Genomic DNA, 16,612 nt, shown 5'->3' with positions numbered 1-16,612 from the left:
GCGGCGAATGAGTAATGCGCTCGTCGTTCACAAAGCTCACTTGCCGAAGGCGCTTCTCGGCGTTCGGGCCGCTCAGTACGTCCGAATGTCCACCGAGATGCAGCACTATTCTATCCAGAATCAGGCTGCCGTGATCGCCGCCTATGCGCACGCTCATAATCTCACTCTTGTCCGTACCTACAAAGACGAGGGTGAAAGTGGATTGCTCATCAAGAACAGGCCCGGTCTCCTTCAGCTAATGGAGGATGTCGAGAACGGGCAAGCCGACTTCGGCCACCTCCTAGTTTATGACGTAAGTCGATGGGGGCGCTTCCAAGATGCAGACGAGAGCGCGCATTATGAATTCATGTGCAAGCGGGCGGGCATCAAGGTCGCGTATTGCGCTGAGCAGTTCGACAATGACGGCACCATGCTCGCCAGCATCGTTAAGAACATCAAAAGAGTAATGGCGGCGGAATACAGTCGCGAGCTTTCAGTGAAGGTCTACGCCGGTCAATGCCGATTTGCTCGTCTGGGTTACAAGCCTTGTGGTATCCCCGGCTATGGTTTGGTGCGGGAGCTTGTTGACGAGAAAGAGGAATCGAAAGGTACTCTGAAGAGCGGGCAGCGAAAGTATCTGGCCACTGATCACGTCCGGGTGCGCCCCGGGGACCCGCAAGAAGTAGCTACAGTCAGGTGGATATTTCACCGCTTCCTTGAGGTGAAATGCGAAACGGTCGTGGCTTGGGAGCTGAACAAGAAGAAGGTGCCGACCCGTTCAGGGGCGCCGTGGACGCGTGTGATGGTCGGTGCCATTCTCAGGGACGAAAGCTACATCGGGAATCTGATCTTTAATCGACGATCATGGAAACTGCGCCAAACTCGCACGTACAACCCCCCTGAACAGTGGATTAGAGCCGAAGGCTGTCTTGAACCGATAGTTGCCAGAGACGTCTTCGCCAGGGCCGCCAAGTTCATCGAAGAGCGCCGTGTTGATCTCACTGAGGAGGAAATGCTTGTCCGCTTGCGCAAGACATTGCTCAAAGAGGGGCGTTTGAGCATTGGGATAATTGACCGCACGCCCGGTCTGCCTTGTGTGGCTACATGTCAAACCCACTTCGGAAGCATGCGAAACCTCTATCGCTTGCTCGGTTACACTCCGAAACGGAACTACGAGTTTTTGGAATCGCGTCCGCTTTGGTCGGACCAAAAGACAAGGCTTACGTCTCGCATTGTGGCCGCCGTTAGGAAGGCGGGGTGCCGCACGAGCACGGGAGGTTGGACAGACTCGTTGCGCGTGAACGACGCAGTCTGCGTTTCGGTTAGAGCAGCACGGTGGACGCCGGGGAAAGTGGAAACGCATTCGCCGCACTGGACCATTCAATGTGATGCGCATGTGCCGGCAGGGTGGATTGCCGCGATCCGATTGTCTGAACATAACAAGACTGTGCTGGACTACGTATTGTTGCCTACCGATGGCAAAGTGAAGCGAACCATCAGGTTCTCAGAGGCAGCACGCGAGCATCGTTCGATCACCTGCTTCAAGACCCCTGATGCTCTTGTCCAAGCGATCACCCGGAGGTTAACCAGGAAAGGCCGTGCTTCCCGAGCCATGCCAGCGCCGCAGAGCAAGCGACCGACAGCAGGCCGGCCCAAAACCAAGAGCGGCCACGTGCGGCACTAATGGAACGTAAGTAGAGAAATGCGCCGAGCAGGGGCCCGTAGTTCCTCCGGAAATCCCCATTGAGCTTGGCGATTTTAGACAGCTCGGAAGACACCTCGGTTTCATCCGCCATGATGCTGGTTCCTCTCAATGCGGTTAGATCCAGCACCTTATGAACCACTGTTTTGCCCGACGGGACAAGTAGAATTTCGGGTTTCCGAAAGTTTGACCGTGGATTTACGGGTGGCGCCCGACGCTATTTTGAGGGAGATTGCTACCTTTGATAGCGTCTCTCGGGAGAGCGGGGGGCTGTAATGCTTTCCACCCTTTTACAGCGTTGGCGCGTACGAAGGCTGGCGTTGTCCTGCCCGAACTGTTTGACGAGGGCGTCGCCCGCTAATGTTGCGCGCGGTCGCAATATTCTCAGAGGAGATTTGACCTGCGAAAATTGCCGGTATGTTGCGGACGTTGCAGGTTGGCGGCTTGCGGCACTGAAGAGGATACCAGTGGCGCCTCTACGTTCCTAAACCAAATGGCCGCACCCGAGGGATCCTGATGGAAACCTTTGGGTGCGGCCGAACTATTTTTTCTACGCCCAAGATGTCGCGACGACTATGCCCCAGTTCCCTTTTGGATTGGGACGTCGCCATTGTGGCTTGGCCATGAAGTTGAGAGCTACCAATGCATCTCGGTAGCTGGTGAATTTGCACTCTTGGCCTTTTGGGCCAACCCAGTATCCACCGGCGCGGCGGCAGGTGACTGGATCAAATGAAGTTCCATCTGAAGCGGTCGGAATTCTAATCAACGGGGCTCTCCTAATTGAGCAAGAGTTGCTCACTGCTCCCCTATAGTTAGCCGTTCACGGATTACGCGATGAATCGAGAGAAATCTTTCGGTCCTCGTCTTGCCCTGCTGCGCGAGGGCCTAAGCGGCCTTCATCAGGAAGCTCTTTGCCCCCTTGCCCTTACCCTCCGATCCATACGTGACCCCCAGGGCCTTCAGCGCCAGCGCGGTGGCATGGTTCTCATCGCGGAGTGCCTTCTGTAGGTCCTTCCGCTGGTGAGGCTTCAGGCCAAACTCGCGGCCGATTAGATTCATGTAGGTACGCCCTGGGCTTCGATTCGCCATGAAGGTCACTAACCGATCATGGGGCACCCCGCTGCGCCTGACGCGAACCTTGGGGCCGTCGAGATCCAGGGCCCAATCCTGCACCGCGATGTTCGGCAGCTCTTGACGAATGTACTGAAGGATCTCCGTGCCGCGCTCGCCTGTGGGCAGCACGATGAACACGTCGGTTGGTGCACACCGCCCCTGTTCGTCAATGACCTTCCGGAGGCGCACACGGCCCATTGCTTGGATGATGGAGGTGGCGAGGTGTCGGCGCTGTAATAGCTCTCTCACGTTCGCGTGCTCCTTCCACGATGGGTTGTCGTGCCAATCGTCATCGCGGACCCCCTGGAACGCAAAGAACACACCGGTGCCCCAGATGCGGTCCCGGAACGGAAGGCCGAAGATGACAGCTGTGTCAAAGTCCTTGTAGTCGTTGCTGCCGTCGATTGCGCCCCAATGAGCTGATGCGACCTTGCTCACCCCGAGGTCTCCTTGCGCCGGCACGAGGTGCTCAACTCGCTTATGGACGCAGAACAGCACGCTTCGGTCGGGCGATAGTCGCTCAGCCAGATTTGCCTGCAGCTGGGGAAATCGCGTTGCCGCCAACTCCTCCATCTTGGTCTTACCGATGCTTGCCGTGCGGGCCACGTGAAGAGTGACGTTGCTGTAGTCACGGACACCGGGCGGCGTTGGGATGATATCGGCCCGGTCCTCCATAAGCTGGTACATGAGGTCCACGCCTGCGGTGGCATCGAGCACCACAGGGCCCGGCAGCTCCAGGGGCACCGTGAGAGCCGCTGAATTCATCGAGTGTTGGTTGCCGGCGAGCGCCATGAACGCGTACTGGTCCAGTAGCGCCTCGGCTGCTCCGAGCACCTTGTCATAACGCTGTGCAAGGCGCTGTCGCTCCTTCTCATCTTCCTTTCCGATCTGTCTGTCGTAAGGCAGCTTGAGCATGGCCGTTCTGAGGGCACTTAGGTTCGCCGACACTGGAGCCTCACCCGCTAACCACGCCAGGGAGGTGCCAACCTCGAACCCGTCATTGATGCCCGCGTGCACAAGCATGCTCTCTCTGAGCACCTCTAAGGCTTCCACCTCGGCGGCATGGGCCCTCCGCATCTCGTGGGGTATGTGACCGATCAAGAACCCAAGATCATCCAGCTTTACTTGGCTGTGCTCCACGACGTTGGCCAATGCCTCATCCACGATGGTGAGAAGTCGCCTTCCACCTCTCCAATGAGTAAGCCTCGCCCATCGCTCAGCTTTAACACCAGACAGGGTCTTCTTTGCCCGGGTATAGGCTTCATGGGTGATGACCACGATATCGCTGCTATGGAGTTGCTCTGGGCTCGCCCTATGGTCCGCGTGGTCCGCAATGGCCACCTGACGCCCAACATAAGCGTTTATGTCAGAGACAACGTCATCAACCTGAGCCTTGAGGCGAGTGACGATCATAAGCCCCACTGGCATGACACCGTCCGCCAAAGAGGCATTAAGCTCGGCCTGGAGGCCTGAGTACACCACAGCGCCCATGGTCTTCCCTGAGCCTGTAGGTGGTTGGAGAACACGCCACCTAGATGGCTGATCTTGAGCGGTAGCGATAATGGATTGCTGATAGGTGTTAGCCATAGTGCGCCAGAGTTTCCTCAAGGGCTCACTGGCGGGCATATCGAATACTTTGGTCCAATGAAGGGTGAAGCAATCAACGAAGCTTTGCGGCGACACGAGCGCATATTGCTCGTGCAGGCCGATATGGTCTGTCATGTAGGATTCTTCGGTAAGTTTAATGGGGGTGAACCATCTAAAGAATAGTCTATTAGACGTTGGGCCCCCATTAGGGGAAAGGACGGCACATGAGGCCACCGAGGGGTGACCGTGCCGACGACTTTGTGCATCTGTGGTGTAGATGCAGCTGATCCTGCTCAAGTTCGAGCACAGATATTGTTACAAAGGTGGTGGGTGTTATCTCCCTTGAGCGTTCTCACTGGGTAGCCCATAGGCGCCTCAGGGAAGCCTCAGGATTCACTTAGGGCGCCTAGGGCGCCGTGGTGCTCTACTGCCCCCACGGCCCAAAGGCGTCTCAGCGACTCCCGCAGACAGCCTGAGGAGTCATTGGTGTACTTGAGGGGCGCGGTGTCACCCATGAGCACCACAGTGTCCCACCGGTTTCTGCGGGGGACCGTAAGCAACTTCTTAAGGCTCATTTCCGTAGCCGTTGGGCCCAAGGGCCTCCGCCCCTCGCCGAAGCATGTACTCGGTGAGCAAGCTCAATCCCTTTCTCTGTGAGGACCACTCGGTGCTCCCTGCGATCCCCGTAGATCCTCTGGACCACGGCAACGAGGCCTAAGCCAACGCCGCCTTTCCTATTGTGGCTCCCAAGTTCACTGAGGTGCCTGGACATTACAGCGCCGCTTACGGAGCGCCGTGCGGCCAGCTCTGACACGGTGAGGCCCTGTGTCGCCGCCACGCGAAGAAACGTGGCCACGTACGATATCGGCATCCGGTCTCTCAGCTGGAAGAACAGGTCTGCGACATCGAGCAGCACCGATATGCCGTACCGCTGTGTGTTTGGTGATAGCAGTTGGCTCTCGTCTTCGAGCATGTACTCCCCCGCGGCTTCCTAAGGTTCACGAGTTGAACCATAGGATCACCGAGGGGAAGCTAATGGCTTGCCAGCTGGTAGCTACTTTCCCCAGCTCTGCACTGAGGAGGCTACAGGTTGCGCCGGCTACACGTCACCCAATGCGGATGATGAAGTTCACCGTGCGGGATGGCTGCAGGTTGCTGTGCGCACCGCCGCCAGTGTTGTTGGAGGTCACCGAGCCTGAGACCGAGGCGCTGCCTGAGAAGCTACCGGAGACGCCCGCATTACCGGAGAGGCCGAAGTTGCCGCCACCGCCTACTCCGCCGCCTCCGGACGTGCCGCCAAGGATGACGTTGGAAGCACTTCCCGAGATTGAGCCCGAGGCGGGGCCTGTCATGGAGCCATTCGAGGTGATCGCCGGGATCTGCGAGGCGGTCAGCGTGGTCGTATCGGTGCCGAAGAGGCCACCGAGGGCTCCCTTGAGGCCCGAGGCGATACTCGCAAGCAACCCAGGAGACGCAGCGCCGCCCATGGTCGACTTACCGACCGGCACAGCCTCTTGCATGTTCGGTACGTTGAAGGTGGTCGAGCCGTCACCAACGCCGTAGGTCGTGCCCCAAAGAGCGAAGAGCGCAGCGCCGTTGCCATTGCGCGAGAGCGTGCCGCCGTTAGCCCAGCACCACTGCCCCACAGTCGGGAGCGTGTCACTCAGCCACATGACCATGCCGCCGATGGGCACGACACCGGCCCCTGTGAGCACTGGAGCGGACAAGGGGCCCGCAAAGGTCGCTGACTTGTCGGCCGCTATCCCCAACGCTTGCACACCACCCACGGACAGGCCGAGCTGGCCGGCACCAGGGGAGTACAGACCGGTGTTGAAGTCGCCGAGGAACGTGTAGCTCGGGAGGGCCGCGGAGCCCAAGGGCACGTTGGCGATCTTGGTGCCGGCCAGGAAGGCTGCGGCGTTGTTGAGGTCCGTGTGGGTCGCGGTGACCTGCCCGGAGACGTTCTGGAAGGTGTTCTTGAGAGTCGCCTTAATGAGGCGCAGGTGGTCGTCGGCGCCTGCAAGTGGGTCTGAGGCGGCCGGGTTGGAGATAACTAGATCAGAAATGAAAGTGGCAGATTCTAACGGCATATGTTGATGGAGATGTTTCTCAGGATAGCTTCGTTGTCGGATGATGGTTGCGGAGGGACGCCAAGGTCTCCACCGCGGCCGGATGATCGGCGCCTTTCTCGATGGCGTATCGATAGGACGCGGCCGTGGGCTGGGACTTGCCTGGAGCGGGATGGGCCCGTCGTGCGAACTCAGCGAGTTCAGCGGGCGACCACCCGGCCCTGATGAAACCACCGAGGGCTTCACGTTGCTGGATGGTGCGGAGATGGGAGCGGACTTTCTTGAAGTCGGGCGCCGCCGTTGGCCCGGTAGGAGTGGTGTCTGATGGTTCTGCGTTCACGTTTGAGGTTGATGTGAATGGGAAGGCTGAGGGGCCGCCTGTGGTGTCCATCTTAGGAACGGGGGCAGCGCTTCTCTCTCTCTAAGGGGGCGGGATTGGCCTCTAAGGCATTGGCATCGTGGCCGAAGGTGCTGGAATGGATGTGCAATAGCTGCGGACCCGAGTAGAGCGCGTTTCTCCTAAAGGGAGGGGCGCCCGCTCACTAACCTATTGAAATCTCGATACTGTCGTTGAAAGTCGTGTAAAATTCCTCAAGCATATCAATAGGGCGAACCCCCTTCGACTGGACATGACAAAACAGCGCTGATAAGCACCCACCGTGTCGAGAAAGCACCCGCTCCAGCATTCGGTTTTCCACGATGATGCCGCCGCCAGAAAGGCGCTGGAAGATTTGCGTTGGCCCGATGGGTGCCGGTGCCTGTCTTGCGCGTCCGTCAATGTCGAGAAGGTTGGCGGCATCAAGCTCACTCACCGCGACGGCCTACTGAGATGCAAAGATTGTAGGCGCCAGTTCACGGTTACGGTCGGGACGGTCTTTCATCGCTCGAAGGTGCCGCTGAGCAAGTGGCTGCTGGTAGTGCACCTTGAGAACAATGCCGGCCTCGCAAAGGACACTCAAGCAATCGCTCAGGCCGCAGAGCTGTCTCACAAGACGGTCCAGAAGATGCGGGCACGAATATATGCCGCGCTGATCACCTACAAAGGGCCAAATACGGTGTTCGGAGGCCGGCCCACCGGATACGTGTGGGACCAACGGCCCAAGAGCTACCGGAAGCCTCCCGAGTACAAGAAGAATCCTGGGCGCTATTTCGCTTGGCGCCGCCGCAATCCGCTTGGCGATACAGTTGAAGCGCTGGGCGTGTTGACTGCGTCCGCCGGTTACGCGCGGGGCGGACTCAATCGCACCGAGCGCCTGTTGCGCCTACTTGTCTCAACCGATCCCGTTAAGCTAGCCGAGACCCCCGAGCGTAGGGGTAAGGCTAATCCCTCTCACACTCGATGGCTGCCGAAGCAAGAAGAGACCAAAGGCATCGAGTTGCGTCGCGTCAGAGCATCGCGAACATAGCCGCCGCAGATCGGCGCCTTTGGGCAGAACGCCGGGGGATCGATTGCTAAGTGCTTGATGCCTTCGGAGATGCCCAACGAAATCAATGGGGCCCTGTGCAATACGAGGGCCGATGCGACCCGCGAGGAATCCCAATGCTGAACGTGGGACCCATGGTGGCCCAAAGAGGCCTCACCGCGCGGGACCTTGGAGCACGTTTTCAATCCAGGGGCCGATTTCAGGCCAGAGCTTGGTCAGCAGAAAAATCAGCGCCAGGAGGGCAGGGCCCCAAATCACCTCTGGAATCTGGAAGGAAGCGGGAGCTTCGGCCGCAGCCGCACGCGGACCCGAGGCCGACGCAGGCGATTGTGCAGTAGCACCGGAGGCGACCTTAGGGACGCTCTTCACGGGTGACGGCATGGAAGGGCGTGGCGCGGGCCGCTGCACGCTCTGAAGCTCCCGCACATCGGACTGAAGGCGGCGGATCTCGTCCTGTGCGTACTCGATTTGCCTACGGAGTACGTTCGTCTCCTTGGCCGCCTTGTCCGTCCGCTTCGAAAGCTCGTGGACAGCGCAGATGAGCAGGAAGCACGCCCAGTAAACCAGAGTTTGAAATGTCACCAACGGTGCCGCACCCTGCGCCGCCATCACGAGCCACCCGGCCCCGAGCAAAAACGCTATCCCAAAGCCCACGCACAGCCCCTACCCATGATGCGCGCACGTTACCTAGAGGCGTGCAGAGGCTCAACACAGCAGAACGGTGTAGAGCACGCACCGCAGCCGTAAGCTCCGCCGCCGCCGCCGCTTTAACCGAGAAGCTTTGAAATCGGGTGGGGCCTTGATGCCAGATTAGGATCCCTTACCGGAAAGGGGACCCAAAGTTTCGCGTGGTGTCTCGTGCGCGCCGGGCAGAGGTCTCAACCGTGGTAGATCATCGCAAGGCCGACGATAAGGAGCAAGCCGCCTGTCTTGGCTGCCTGGAGCATAGTGAGAAGCGACGAGAGCATCACCAACAGTGTTCCAAGCTGTGACATCGCGGCTCTCCTTACGCGCGCTCAAGGACGTTAGCGACGGACTGGGCGTACCATTGGCCCCCGCGAGCCGTAGGGATACCCCGAGCATTCAACGCATCGGCCAGCTGCCTGAGGGTGCTCGCGCCGGCCTTCTGGGCCTCGCGGATGATCGGCAGCACGTTCGCAGCATAGCGGTCAGCCTCGGCCTTCACGGCTTCCGCGGCGCCCTTGCGAGCCACGTGGAGCTTAGGGTTGCCCAGGGTGACACCGCGGGCCTTGGCGGCCGATAGGGCTTGCCGGGTGCGGGTGGAGATCAGCGCGCGTTCCTTCTCGGCCAGGGCGGCGAAGAGGTGCAGCACGAAGGGATCTACGTCGGGGCCAAGCTCCGCGACCAGAAAGGGCACCTTGTGGGCCATCAGACCCGAAATGAAGTGCACGTCGCGGCTGAGCCGGTCGAGCTTGGCCACGCCCACGTGACACTTGAGCTTACGTGCGGCGGCCAGGGCGGCCTTCAGCTGCGGCCTGCGGTCGAGAGCGTCTGAGCCCTTGCCCGTCTCCACCTCGACGAACTCGCGGGCCACCTCGTACCCCTCGGAGGACGCGAAGTGGGCCAGGGTCTGCCGCTGGGCCTCAATGCCCAGGCCTGAGCGGCCCTGAGCTGAAGTCGATACGCGAATGTATGTGATGAGGGGGACGATAGGCACGTAGAGGTCCTCCAAGCGCTGCTTGTAAAGAAACTATACGTCCGTTTAGGATTTAGACAACCCACGGTTTGGAATCTCTACGATTCGAAATTGCATGGCTAAGGCCGTACTCTTGATGGGTGATTCGAGAGGCTGCCCGATGTCGGCTCTGAAAGAGACCTTTGCTCTCCCGCTGGAAGAATTCGGGGAACGGCTCAACGCTGTCCTTTCGCCTGCTCACGCCATTAAGTCGCCAGAGTTTCTTCAGGGGCGCAGCACGCAGCTTACGGAAGTCAGACAATCGCTGGCCATGAAGGGCAGGCATGTGTTCATTCACGGCTTCCGAGGTGTTGGTAAAACGTCCTTGGCCTACACGGCTGCCAACCTCATCCAATCGCCGGACAAGCCCCCAATCTACGTCCAGTGCAGCCCTGATGGGACGCTTGCGAGCCTTGTCTATGACATCCTAAAACAAGCACTGCCGTCCGACCCGTTGCAGGGCAAGACGGTGACTGAAACAAGCAAGAGCGGCGGGGTAGGTCTCTGGAAGTTTAATCTTTCGGCTGGGATGCGAAGCACGGTCGAGCAGGGGAAGCTTCCCAAACCTGAATCCATCAATGATGCTGTCGAGCTGCTGTGCTTTGCTATGGAGCGTCACAGCAAACGACCGGTGATCATCATTGATGAATTCGATCATATGCCTAAGAGCGAGCACATTCACGTAGACCTGTTGATCAAGAAGCTCGCAGAGGTGGACAGTCTGCCTTTGAAGATCATCATGTGTGGCATAGGGGAAACCCTTGAGAGCCTATTTGCCGCGCACATGTCTACCTACCGCTATTTCCATACGATCAAGCTGGACAGGCTCGACCTCAGCTCTTGCGGGCTGATTGTTCTGAAGGCGCTCGACGCGCTCGACGTTAAAATTGATCCCACCACAGGGTGGCGTATTACACGGATCAGCGACGGGTTTCCTCACTTCGTGCATCTGCTCTGCGAAAAGATACTTTGGGCCATGTACAATGACCCCGACAAAGAATGGCTAGAGGATGGTTTCGCCAAGCTAGAGCACTATCGCGCAGGAACGGCCTTGGCGGTGCAATCCGCGAGCGAGGAGCTGCGGAAGGGCTACGATGACGCGGTCCGCAAATACTCGAAGAACGCTGAAGTGATCTTGTGGGCCGCTGCTGATGGGCACGAGCTGCGACGGAAATCGGGGGACATGTACGATTCCTATCGCCGCATCATGCAAGCTAATGGCCGTGAGCCGGGCACAGGTAATCTGTCCGCGAGTGATTGGCGTTGCCGCACTCTGACCGAAGCTCAATTTAGGGCCCGGGTTTATAATCTCTGCAAAGACAAATATGGCCACATTCTTTCCGGCAACGGCCGTGGATGGTACGAGTACACAGAGAAAATGATGCGTGGTTATGCGCGCCTCAAGGCAGAGGCGGAGGGCATCGAGCTATATCCCGATCATCCTTTGATACCAAAGCGTGTTAATGCGCTGGTCGAGTACATGGAGAGAGAGCGCTTCGCTGGTTAGGTGTCAGCGCTACTTCGAAGAAGGTTTTCAATGAAATGCCAAAACGGCCCACATCCGAACCGTATCGTCAGTCCGCCGAGCTAACCTATGAGCAAATCGAGCGTGCTATTCCGCGCCTACAAAAGCGAATAGAGGACCTAAAGAACTTGAACACCTCTGGAATGCACGAGCGGGGAGGGCCTGCAATCCAGGCGATCAAGGTCTCTATTGAGCAAACCTTGGAGGATGTCTTCGGTGGCACCTCATCCGAGTACAAAAGGTATCATCCCGCAGCAATTTTGTCGGGTGGGCCGATTGTGATGGGGCGGGGATCGTCGGTAGACCACCGTCCGTATTTTGAACGGAGCCGGCTGTCCTCGATTGCTCTTCTGGAGCAGGCGGTGCAAAGCCTGATTGAGCGTCGCGACGACCTTACACCCAGTTCTACGAACGTATCTGATGGCTATGAAGAAGAAGCCACGGAGCTTTCCAATAGAATATTCGTTGTCCACGGTCGCGATGGTGAACATCGCGAGACGGTGGCTCGCTTTCTGGGTTTACTGGGGCTGGAGGCCGTCATTCTCCATGAGCAACCGAACAAGGGTCGAGCGCTCATAACGAAATTCCGAGAGGTTGCCGCCGATATCGGTTTTGCAATCGTGCTCATGACGCCGGACGATGTCGGAGGCATCCGTGATGGTGAGCAGCATCTCCGCGCGCGCCAGAACGTCATATTTGAGCTTGGTTTTTTCATCGGCGCGCTAGGGCCAGACCGTGTCGCGGCTTTGGTTAGTCAAGAGGTCGAAAAGCCATCTGACTTCGAGGGCGTTGTTTACATACCGTTGGACGGTGAGTGGCGGCTTCCGTTGTGCAGGGAGCTGCGAGCGGCTGGATATGAGGTTGATCTCAATAAGGTGCTCTAAGGCTGGCGGAAGGCCTTTACGGAATACAAAAAGCAGATACAAAGGACTCTGCAGGCAGCAGAAATTCTCCAGCTTTATCAACGCTGATTGGCTCGGTTCGCGGTTCCCACCCAACTGTACCAATGATCCAAACGCCCGCATCGCTACCGGTCCTGCTGTGACTTCCATCACAGCCCGTCGGCTTGCCTTCGGGAATGTTTGGCATAGTGTGCCTTCATATTGATTTTTGATGATTTTCTGGGGCTGCGATGGGCGGGCTTCGGCTTTTCGTTCTTGTGATTCTATCGATTTGGCTCGGATGCGGGACCGCCTCTGCGGAGAGGCGGGTCGCGCTGGTCATCGGCAATTCGGCCTACAAGAATGTCGCGAAACTCGCGAACCCGACCAATGATGCCGCCCTGGTCGGTGGCATGTTCAAGACGGCCGGCTTCGACGTGGTCGACATCAAGCTCGATCTCAACGTCGTCGACATGCGCAAGGCTTTGCGTGAATTCGGCACCAAGGCGCGCGATGCCGATGTCGCGGTGATCTACTACGCCGGCCATGGCATCGAGCTCGACGGAAACAACTATCTGATCCCGACGGATGCGGCGCTCGAGACCGATACCGACGTTTTCGACGAGACGTTCCCGCTCGATCGCGTGCTGTTCGCGATCGAGCCCGCAAAGCAGTTGCGGCTCGTCATCCTTGATGCCTGCCGCGACAATCCCTTTACCCGGACGATGCGCCGCACGGTTGCGTCCCGCGCGATCGGGCGCGGGCTTGCCAAGGTCGAGCCGTCCAGCCCGAACACGATGATCGCGTTCGCGGCCAAGGCTGGTTCTACGGCGTCCGACGGCGACGCCAAGAACAGTCCGTTCTCGACTGCACTGGTCGGGCGGTTGCCGACGCCCGGCCTGGATCTCCGCAAGGCCTTTGGCTTCGTGCGCGACGATGTGCTCAAGAGCACGGGCTACAAGCAGGAGCCCTATGTGTACGGTTCGCTCGGCGGCGACGACGTGCCGCTGGTACCCGTCAAGCCGGTCGCAACGGGGCCACAGGCGAGCCCGCAGGATTCTGTGCGCCGCGACTACGAGCTGGCGCTCCAGATCGGTACGCGCGAGGTGTGGACGGCGTTCCTCGCGCAATACCCCGACGGCTTCTACGCTTCGCTCGCGCAGGGACAGTTGAAGCGGATCGGAGCCGAAGAGGCCCGCGCCGCGGCGGTCGACAAGGCTCGGCAGGCCGAGGACGAGAAAGCACGCCTTGCGACCGAGCGCGCAAAGGCGGCCGAGCAGGCGAAGGCTGCCGCGGCCGCGAAAGCTGCGGAGGATGCGCGGCTCGCCGCCGAGAAGGCCAAGCAGATCGAAGAGGCCAAGGCGGCTGCGGCCGAACAGCGGCGGAAGGATGCTGAGGCCGCCGTCGCCAAAGCGATGGCGGAGAAGCAGGCCGCGGAGAAGGCGCTCGCCGACAAGATCGCAAACGACAAGGCGGCTGCCGAGGCCAAGGCGCTCGCGGACAAGGAAGCTGCCGAAAGACGGGCGGCCGAGAAGCAAGCCCTCGACAAGCAAGCGGGTGTGGAAAGCCAGCAGAACGTTGCCGCTCTCGCGCCGGCACCGACCCAGTCCGCGCTATCGCCGCAGGACATCGCAAAGCTGGTACAACTGGAATTGCGTCGTGTCGGCTGTCTCACTGCCACTGCGGAGGGCGACTGGAGTGCGACCTCGCAGCGGGCGCTTTCGACGTTCAACAAATTCGCCGGAACGAAGCTCGACGCAAAGGTCGCGAGCCTCGATACGCTGGACGCCATCAAGGCCAGGCAAGGCCGCGTCTGTCCGCTGATTTGCGAGCGCGGATTTAAGGCGGACGGCGATCGATGCGTCAAGATTACCTGCCGCGCCGGCTTCCGCGTCAGTGACGACAATGAATGCGAGAAGTTTCCGGAGAAGAAGCCTGCGGCTGCGCGCGAGGACTCCAAGGGACGTGACGAGCAGCGCAAGCAGGTCGAATCCGCACCGGTCAAGCCACAGGCTAACGGCCAGATGTTTTGCAATGGAGCAGGGTGCAGGCCAGTGCGGTCCGGATGCAAGCTGGTCCCCGGCGGCTCTGGCGCGGCTTCCGGCGACGGCAGACCCAGGGCTATGCTGGAAATCTGCAACTGAAGCACCGCTTGATAGCCTGCTGCGTTCGTGCACAGGGCGACGATGCGCAGCTTCGCGCCGGATCGATCACGGCATCCTCGCGTGAGCATCTGGCCGCTTCCGATGGTATTCTGCAAAATCTGATCCCTGGTATCTCTTAAATGGCTGAAATCATCGTTCGCCCCGCGGTAGAACACGATCTTCCCGAGGTGGTGAACCTTTACCGACACCTTCATCCAGACGATCCTCAGCTGGACGCGGCGACCGCTGAGCGCGTCTGGTCGACATTGCTCTCATCCAGCTTCATGACCGTGATCGTGGCGCAAGCAGCGGAGCTGCTTGTATCTTCGTGCACGCTCGCGATCGTGCCCAACCTGTCGCGAGGCGGCCGATCATATGGCGTGATTGAGAATGTCGTCACCCACGCCAACTACCGTCGTCAGGGCCTCGGTCGACGCATTCTTACCTATGCGCTTGATGTTGCATGGCAAGCCGACTGCTACAAAGTCCTGTTGGCGACAGGTTCGAAGCGGGAGACCACCCTGCGCTTCTATGAGGGCGTGGGATTTCAACGTGGCGGCAAAACGTATTTCGAAGTGCGCCGTCCTTAGCCGCGTTATACGCGGTTTGCGAACTGAGAATAACCTTCGGCTTGACAGTGCACCAAACTCTCGAAGCGGGGAGGGCCCTATCCGCAACGCGGCTCAAAGCCGATTTTGTGCGCGGTCCCCGTAGCTCCCCGGTTCGCAATGCGTTATCGGTAGCGAGCCAACGACGTTCATGGAAAAGCAAGCCAGGCGAAAAAGATCGTGAGTTTCTTCGAGCGTCTCAAGACAGCAGCATCCGTTGAGTGGCGGGCTTACACCGAGCATCCCTTCACGAATGGATTGGCGGACGGCTCGCTCCCTGAAGCTGCGTTTCGTCACTACCTCGTTCAAGACTACCTGTTCTTGATCGAGTTTGCGCGCGCGTACGCGCTCGCGGTCTACAAGTCGCCCAAACTTGCCGACATGCGGGAAGCAGCGGCCGGCCTTTCGGCCATCCTTGATGTCGAGATGAACCTGCATGTGAAGCTCTGTGCCGATTGGGGTCTATCGCCGGCCGACCTCGAACAGGCTCCTCCGGCGGCCGAGATGCTGGCCTATACACGCTACGTGCTCGACGCGGGAATGCGCGGTGATCTGCTGGCACTCAAGGTGGCGCTGGCGCCTTGCGTGATCGGGTACGCGGAGATTGCAACGCGGCTTGCGGCGCGACCCGGCGCGGACGCCGCGACGAACGCCTACCGCGTCTGGATCGCCGAGTACGCCGGCGCGCCGTACCAGGAGGTCGCTGCCAAGGCGCAGGCGCATCTGGAGCATCTCGCCGATCTCTACGCCACGCCGGCCCGCGAGGCCGAACTGATTGCGATCTTCAAGGAAGCCACCCGGCTCGAGGCGGACTTCTGGGAGATGGGCTGGCGCGTGGGCCAGCGCGTCGGATAGCGGATTCGGCATCGTCAGGCGTCCTACCTCACCACCATCACCACCACCGGCAACGTCACCGCCGCCAGCAGCGTGCCCAGTGCCACAGCGCCCGACACCGGGTTCACCAGCCGCTGGTACTGCGCCGCGAAGATGTAGGCGTTTGCGCCGGTCGGCATGGCCGCGAACAGCACGATCACGCCGGCTGCGACCGGCGGCAGGCCCAGCAGCTTTGCCAGCACGAACGCGGCGGCGGGCATCGCCGCGAGCTTGAGCGCGCACATCACGAGGATGCTGAGCTTCTCGCCCTTCACCTCGAAGCGGAACAGGTTGATGCCGAGCGCGATCAGCGCGGCCGGCGATCCCGCCTGTGCGAGCAGCTCGATGGTCCGGTCGACCACCGGATTGAGGCCGAGGCCGGTGAAGCGCCAGACCACGCCAAAGCCGATCGCCAGCATCAACGGATTGCGCGCGAGGTCGGCGAGCACGGGGCGGATCACGGACAGGGGCGAGCCGGTCCGTTTTTGGCTGACCAGCTCCATCTGCAAAATGCCGCAGAGCCAGAGCAGCGGCGTGTTCACCGACAGGATCAGCGCCATCGGCCCCGCGGCCTCGTTGCCGAGCGCCGAGAGCACGAGCGGAATGCCGAGCATCACGATGTTGCCGTAGACCGAGCCGATCGCGAACACGACGCCGTCCTCGCGGTCCTCGCGCCGCGCGCGCAGCAGCACTGAGAGCGCCAGCGCCGCGATCCAGGTGAGGGCAAGCGCGCCGTAATAGCTGCCCCACATCCGCCACGGGCTGACGTCGGGGAATTCCGACACGACGATGGTGCGAAACAGCAGCGCGGGGATCGCGATGCTGAAGGCGAATTCGGAGATGCCCTTGTGCGCGGTCTCGGTGACGAAGCGAAACAGCACCGCCGCATAGCCGGCCGCGATCAGGGCGAACACCGGCGCGACGATCAACACGGTGGCCATGCGACCCTCACCTCAAGGGGAAGCTGACCACCCCACGCAATTTCGAACGATGGCATTATGCCCCTGTTTT

General features: G+C 59.9%; 13 protein-coding genes. 7 read left to right on the top strand and 6 right to left on the bottom strand.

Features of this window, described 5'->3' with window-relative positions; genetic code table 11:
- The first annotated feature begins 7 nt into the window (after positions 1–7).
- Positions 8–1,663 (top strand): recombinase family protein, encoded by a 1,656-nt coding sequence (locus NLM25_RS38975; RefSeq protein ID WP_254140415.1) that lies wholly within the window; start codon positions 8–10, stop codon positions 1,661–1,663.
- 903 nt (positions 1,664–2,566) lie between these two features.
- On the opposite strand, the gene NLM25_RS38970 is transcribed toward NLM25_RS38975, so the two are convergent.
- The 3 genes from NLM25_RS38970 to NLM25_RS38960 form a co-directional block, all read right to left on the bottom strand.
- Entirely contained in the window at positions 2,567–4,516 is a 1,950-nt protein-coding gene (locus NLM25_RS38970) for a hypothetical protein (RefSeq protein WP_254140414.1), read from the bottom strand.
- 971 nt (positions 4,517–5,487) lie between these two features.
- On the bottom strand, positions 5,488–6,471 hold the full coding sequence (locus NLM25_RS38965) for a phage tail protein (protein ID WP_254140413.1): 984 nt from the start codon (positions 6,469–6,471) through the stop codon (positions 5,488–5,490).
- A gap of 521 nt (positions 6,472–6,992) precedes the next feature.
- Positions 6,993–7,262 carry a hypothetical protein gene (locus NLM25_RS38960; protein WP_254140412.1) on the bottom strand — a complete coding sequence of 90 codons (270 nt, stop codon included), beginning with the start codon at positions 7,260–7,262 and terminating at the stop codon, positions 6,993–6,995.
- Here NLM25_RS38960 and NLM25_RS44600 point away from each other — a divergent pair.
- Positions 7,182–7,856, top strand: coding sequence for a hypothetical protein (locus tag NLM25_RS44600; protein ID WP_375167895.1), 675 nt, complete (start codon positions 7,182–7,184; stop codon positions 7,854–7,856). The two genes, NLM25_RS38960 and NLM25_RS44600, sit on opposite strands and share 81 nt — an antisense overlap.
- 171 nt (positions 7,857–8,027) lie before the next feature.
- Here the strand turns inward: NLM25_RS44600 and NLM25_RS38955 are convergent, their stop codons facing one another.
- Together NLM25_RS38955 and NLM25_RS38950 are read right to left on the bottom strand one after the other, a co-directional pair.
- Complete coding sequence (locus NLM25_RS38955; RefSeq protein WP_254140411.1) at positions 8,028–8,483, bottom strand: hypothetical protein; 456 nt, start codon at positions 8,481–8,483, stop codon at positions 8,028–8,030.
- A gap of 397 nt (positions 8,484–8,880) precedes the next feature.
- Positions 8,881–9,567, bottom strand: coding sequence for a recombinase family protein (locus NLM25_RS38950; protein WP_256570800.1), 687 nt, complete (start codon positions 9,565–9,567; stop codon positions 8,881–8,883).
- Between the two features lie 124 nt (positions 9,568–9,691).
- Here NLM25_RS38950 and NLM25_RS38945 point away from each other — a divergent pair, with 124 nt between their 5' ends.
- From NLM25_RS38945 to tenA, 5 genes are all read left to right on the top strand, one after another.
- A complete protein-coding gene (locus NLM25_RS38945) occupies positions 9,692–11,077 on the top strand; it encodes an ATP-binding protein (protein ID WP_254140410.1) in 1,386 nt (461 codons plus the stop codon).
- A gap of 146 nt (positions 11,078–11,223) precedes the next feature.
- Entirely contained in the window at positions 11,224–11,979 is a 756-nt protein-coding gene (locus NLM25_RS38940; protein WP_254140409.1) for a TIR domain-containing protein, read from the top strand.
- A gap of 248 nt (positions 11,980–12,227) precedes the next feature.
- Positions 12,228–14,120, top strand: a complete 1,893-nt coding sequence (locus tag NLM25_RS38935; RefSeq protein WP_254140408.1) for a caspase family protein — start codon at positions 12,228–12,230, stop codon at positions 14,118–14,120.
- A 140-nt stretch (positions 14,121–14,260) separates the two neighbouring features.
- On the top strand, positions 14,261–14,710 hold the full coding sequence (locus tag NLM25_RS38930) for a GNAT family N-acetyltransferase (protein WP_254140407.1): 450 nt from the start codon (positions 14,261–14,263) through the stop codon (positions 14,708–14,710).
- Positions 14,711–14,908: 198 nt separating this feature from the next.
- Entirely contained in the window at positions 14,909–15,583 is a 675-nt protein-coding gene (gene tenA, locus NLM25_RS38925) for a thiaminase II (RefSeq protein ID WP_254140406.1), read from the top strand.
- A 23-nt stretch (positions 15,584–15,606) separates the two neighbouring features.
- Here the strand turns inward: tenA and NLM25_RS38920 are convergent, their stop codons facing one another.
- Positions 15,607–16,542: an AEC family transporter gene (locus NLM25_RS38920; RefSeq protein ID WP_254140405.1), complete on the bottom strand. Its 936-nt coding sequence runs from the start codon at positions 16,540–16,542 to the stop codon at positions 15,607–15,609.
- Positions 16,543–16,612: the final 70 nt, after the last annotated feature.

The sequence above is a fragment of the Bradyrhizobium sp. CCGB01 genome (assembly GCF_024199795.1).
In the GTDB taxonomy this organism is placed as follows: domain Bacteria; phylum Pseudomonadota; class Alphaproteobacteria; order Rhizobiales; family Xanthobacteraceae; genus Bradyrhizobium.
This window is presented reverse-complemented; position numbering and strand designations above follow the sequence as displayed.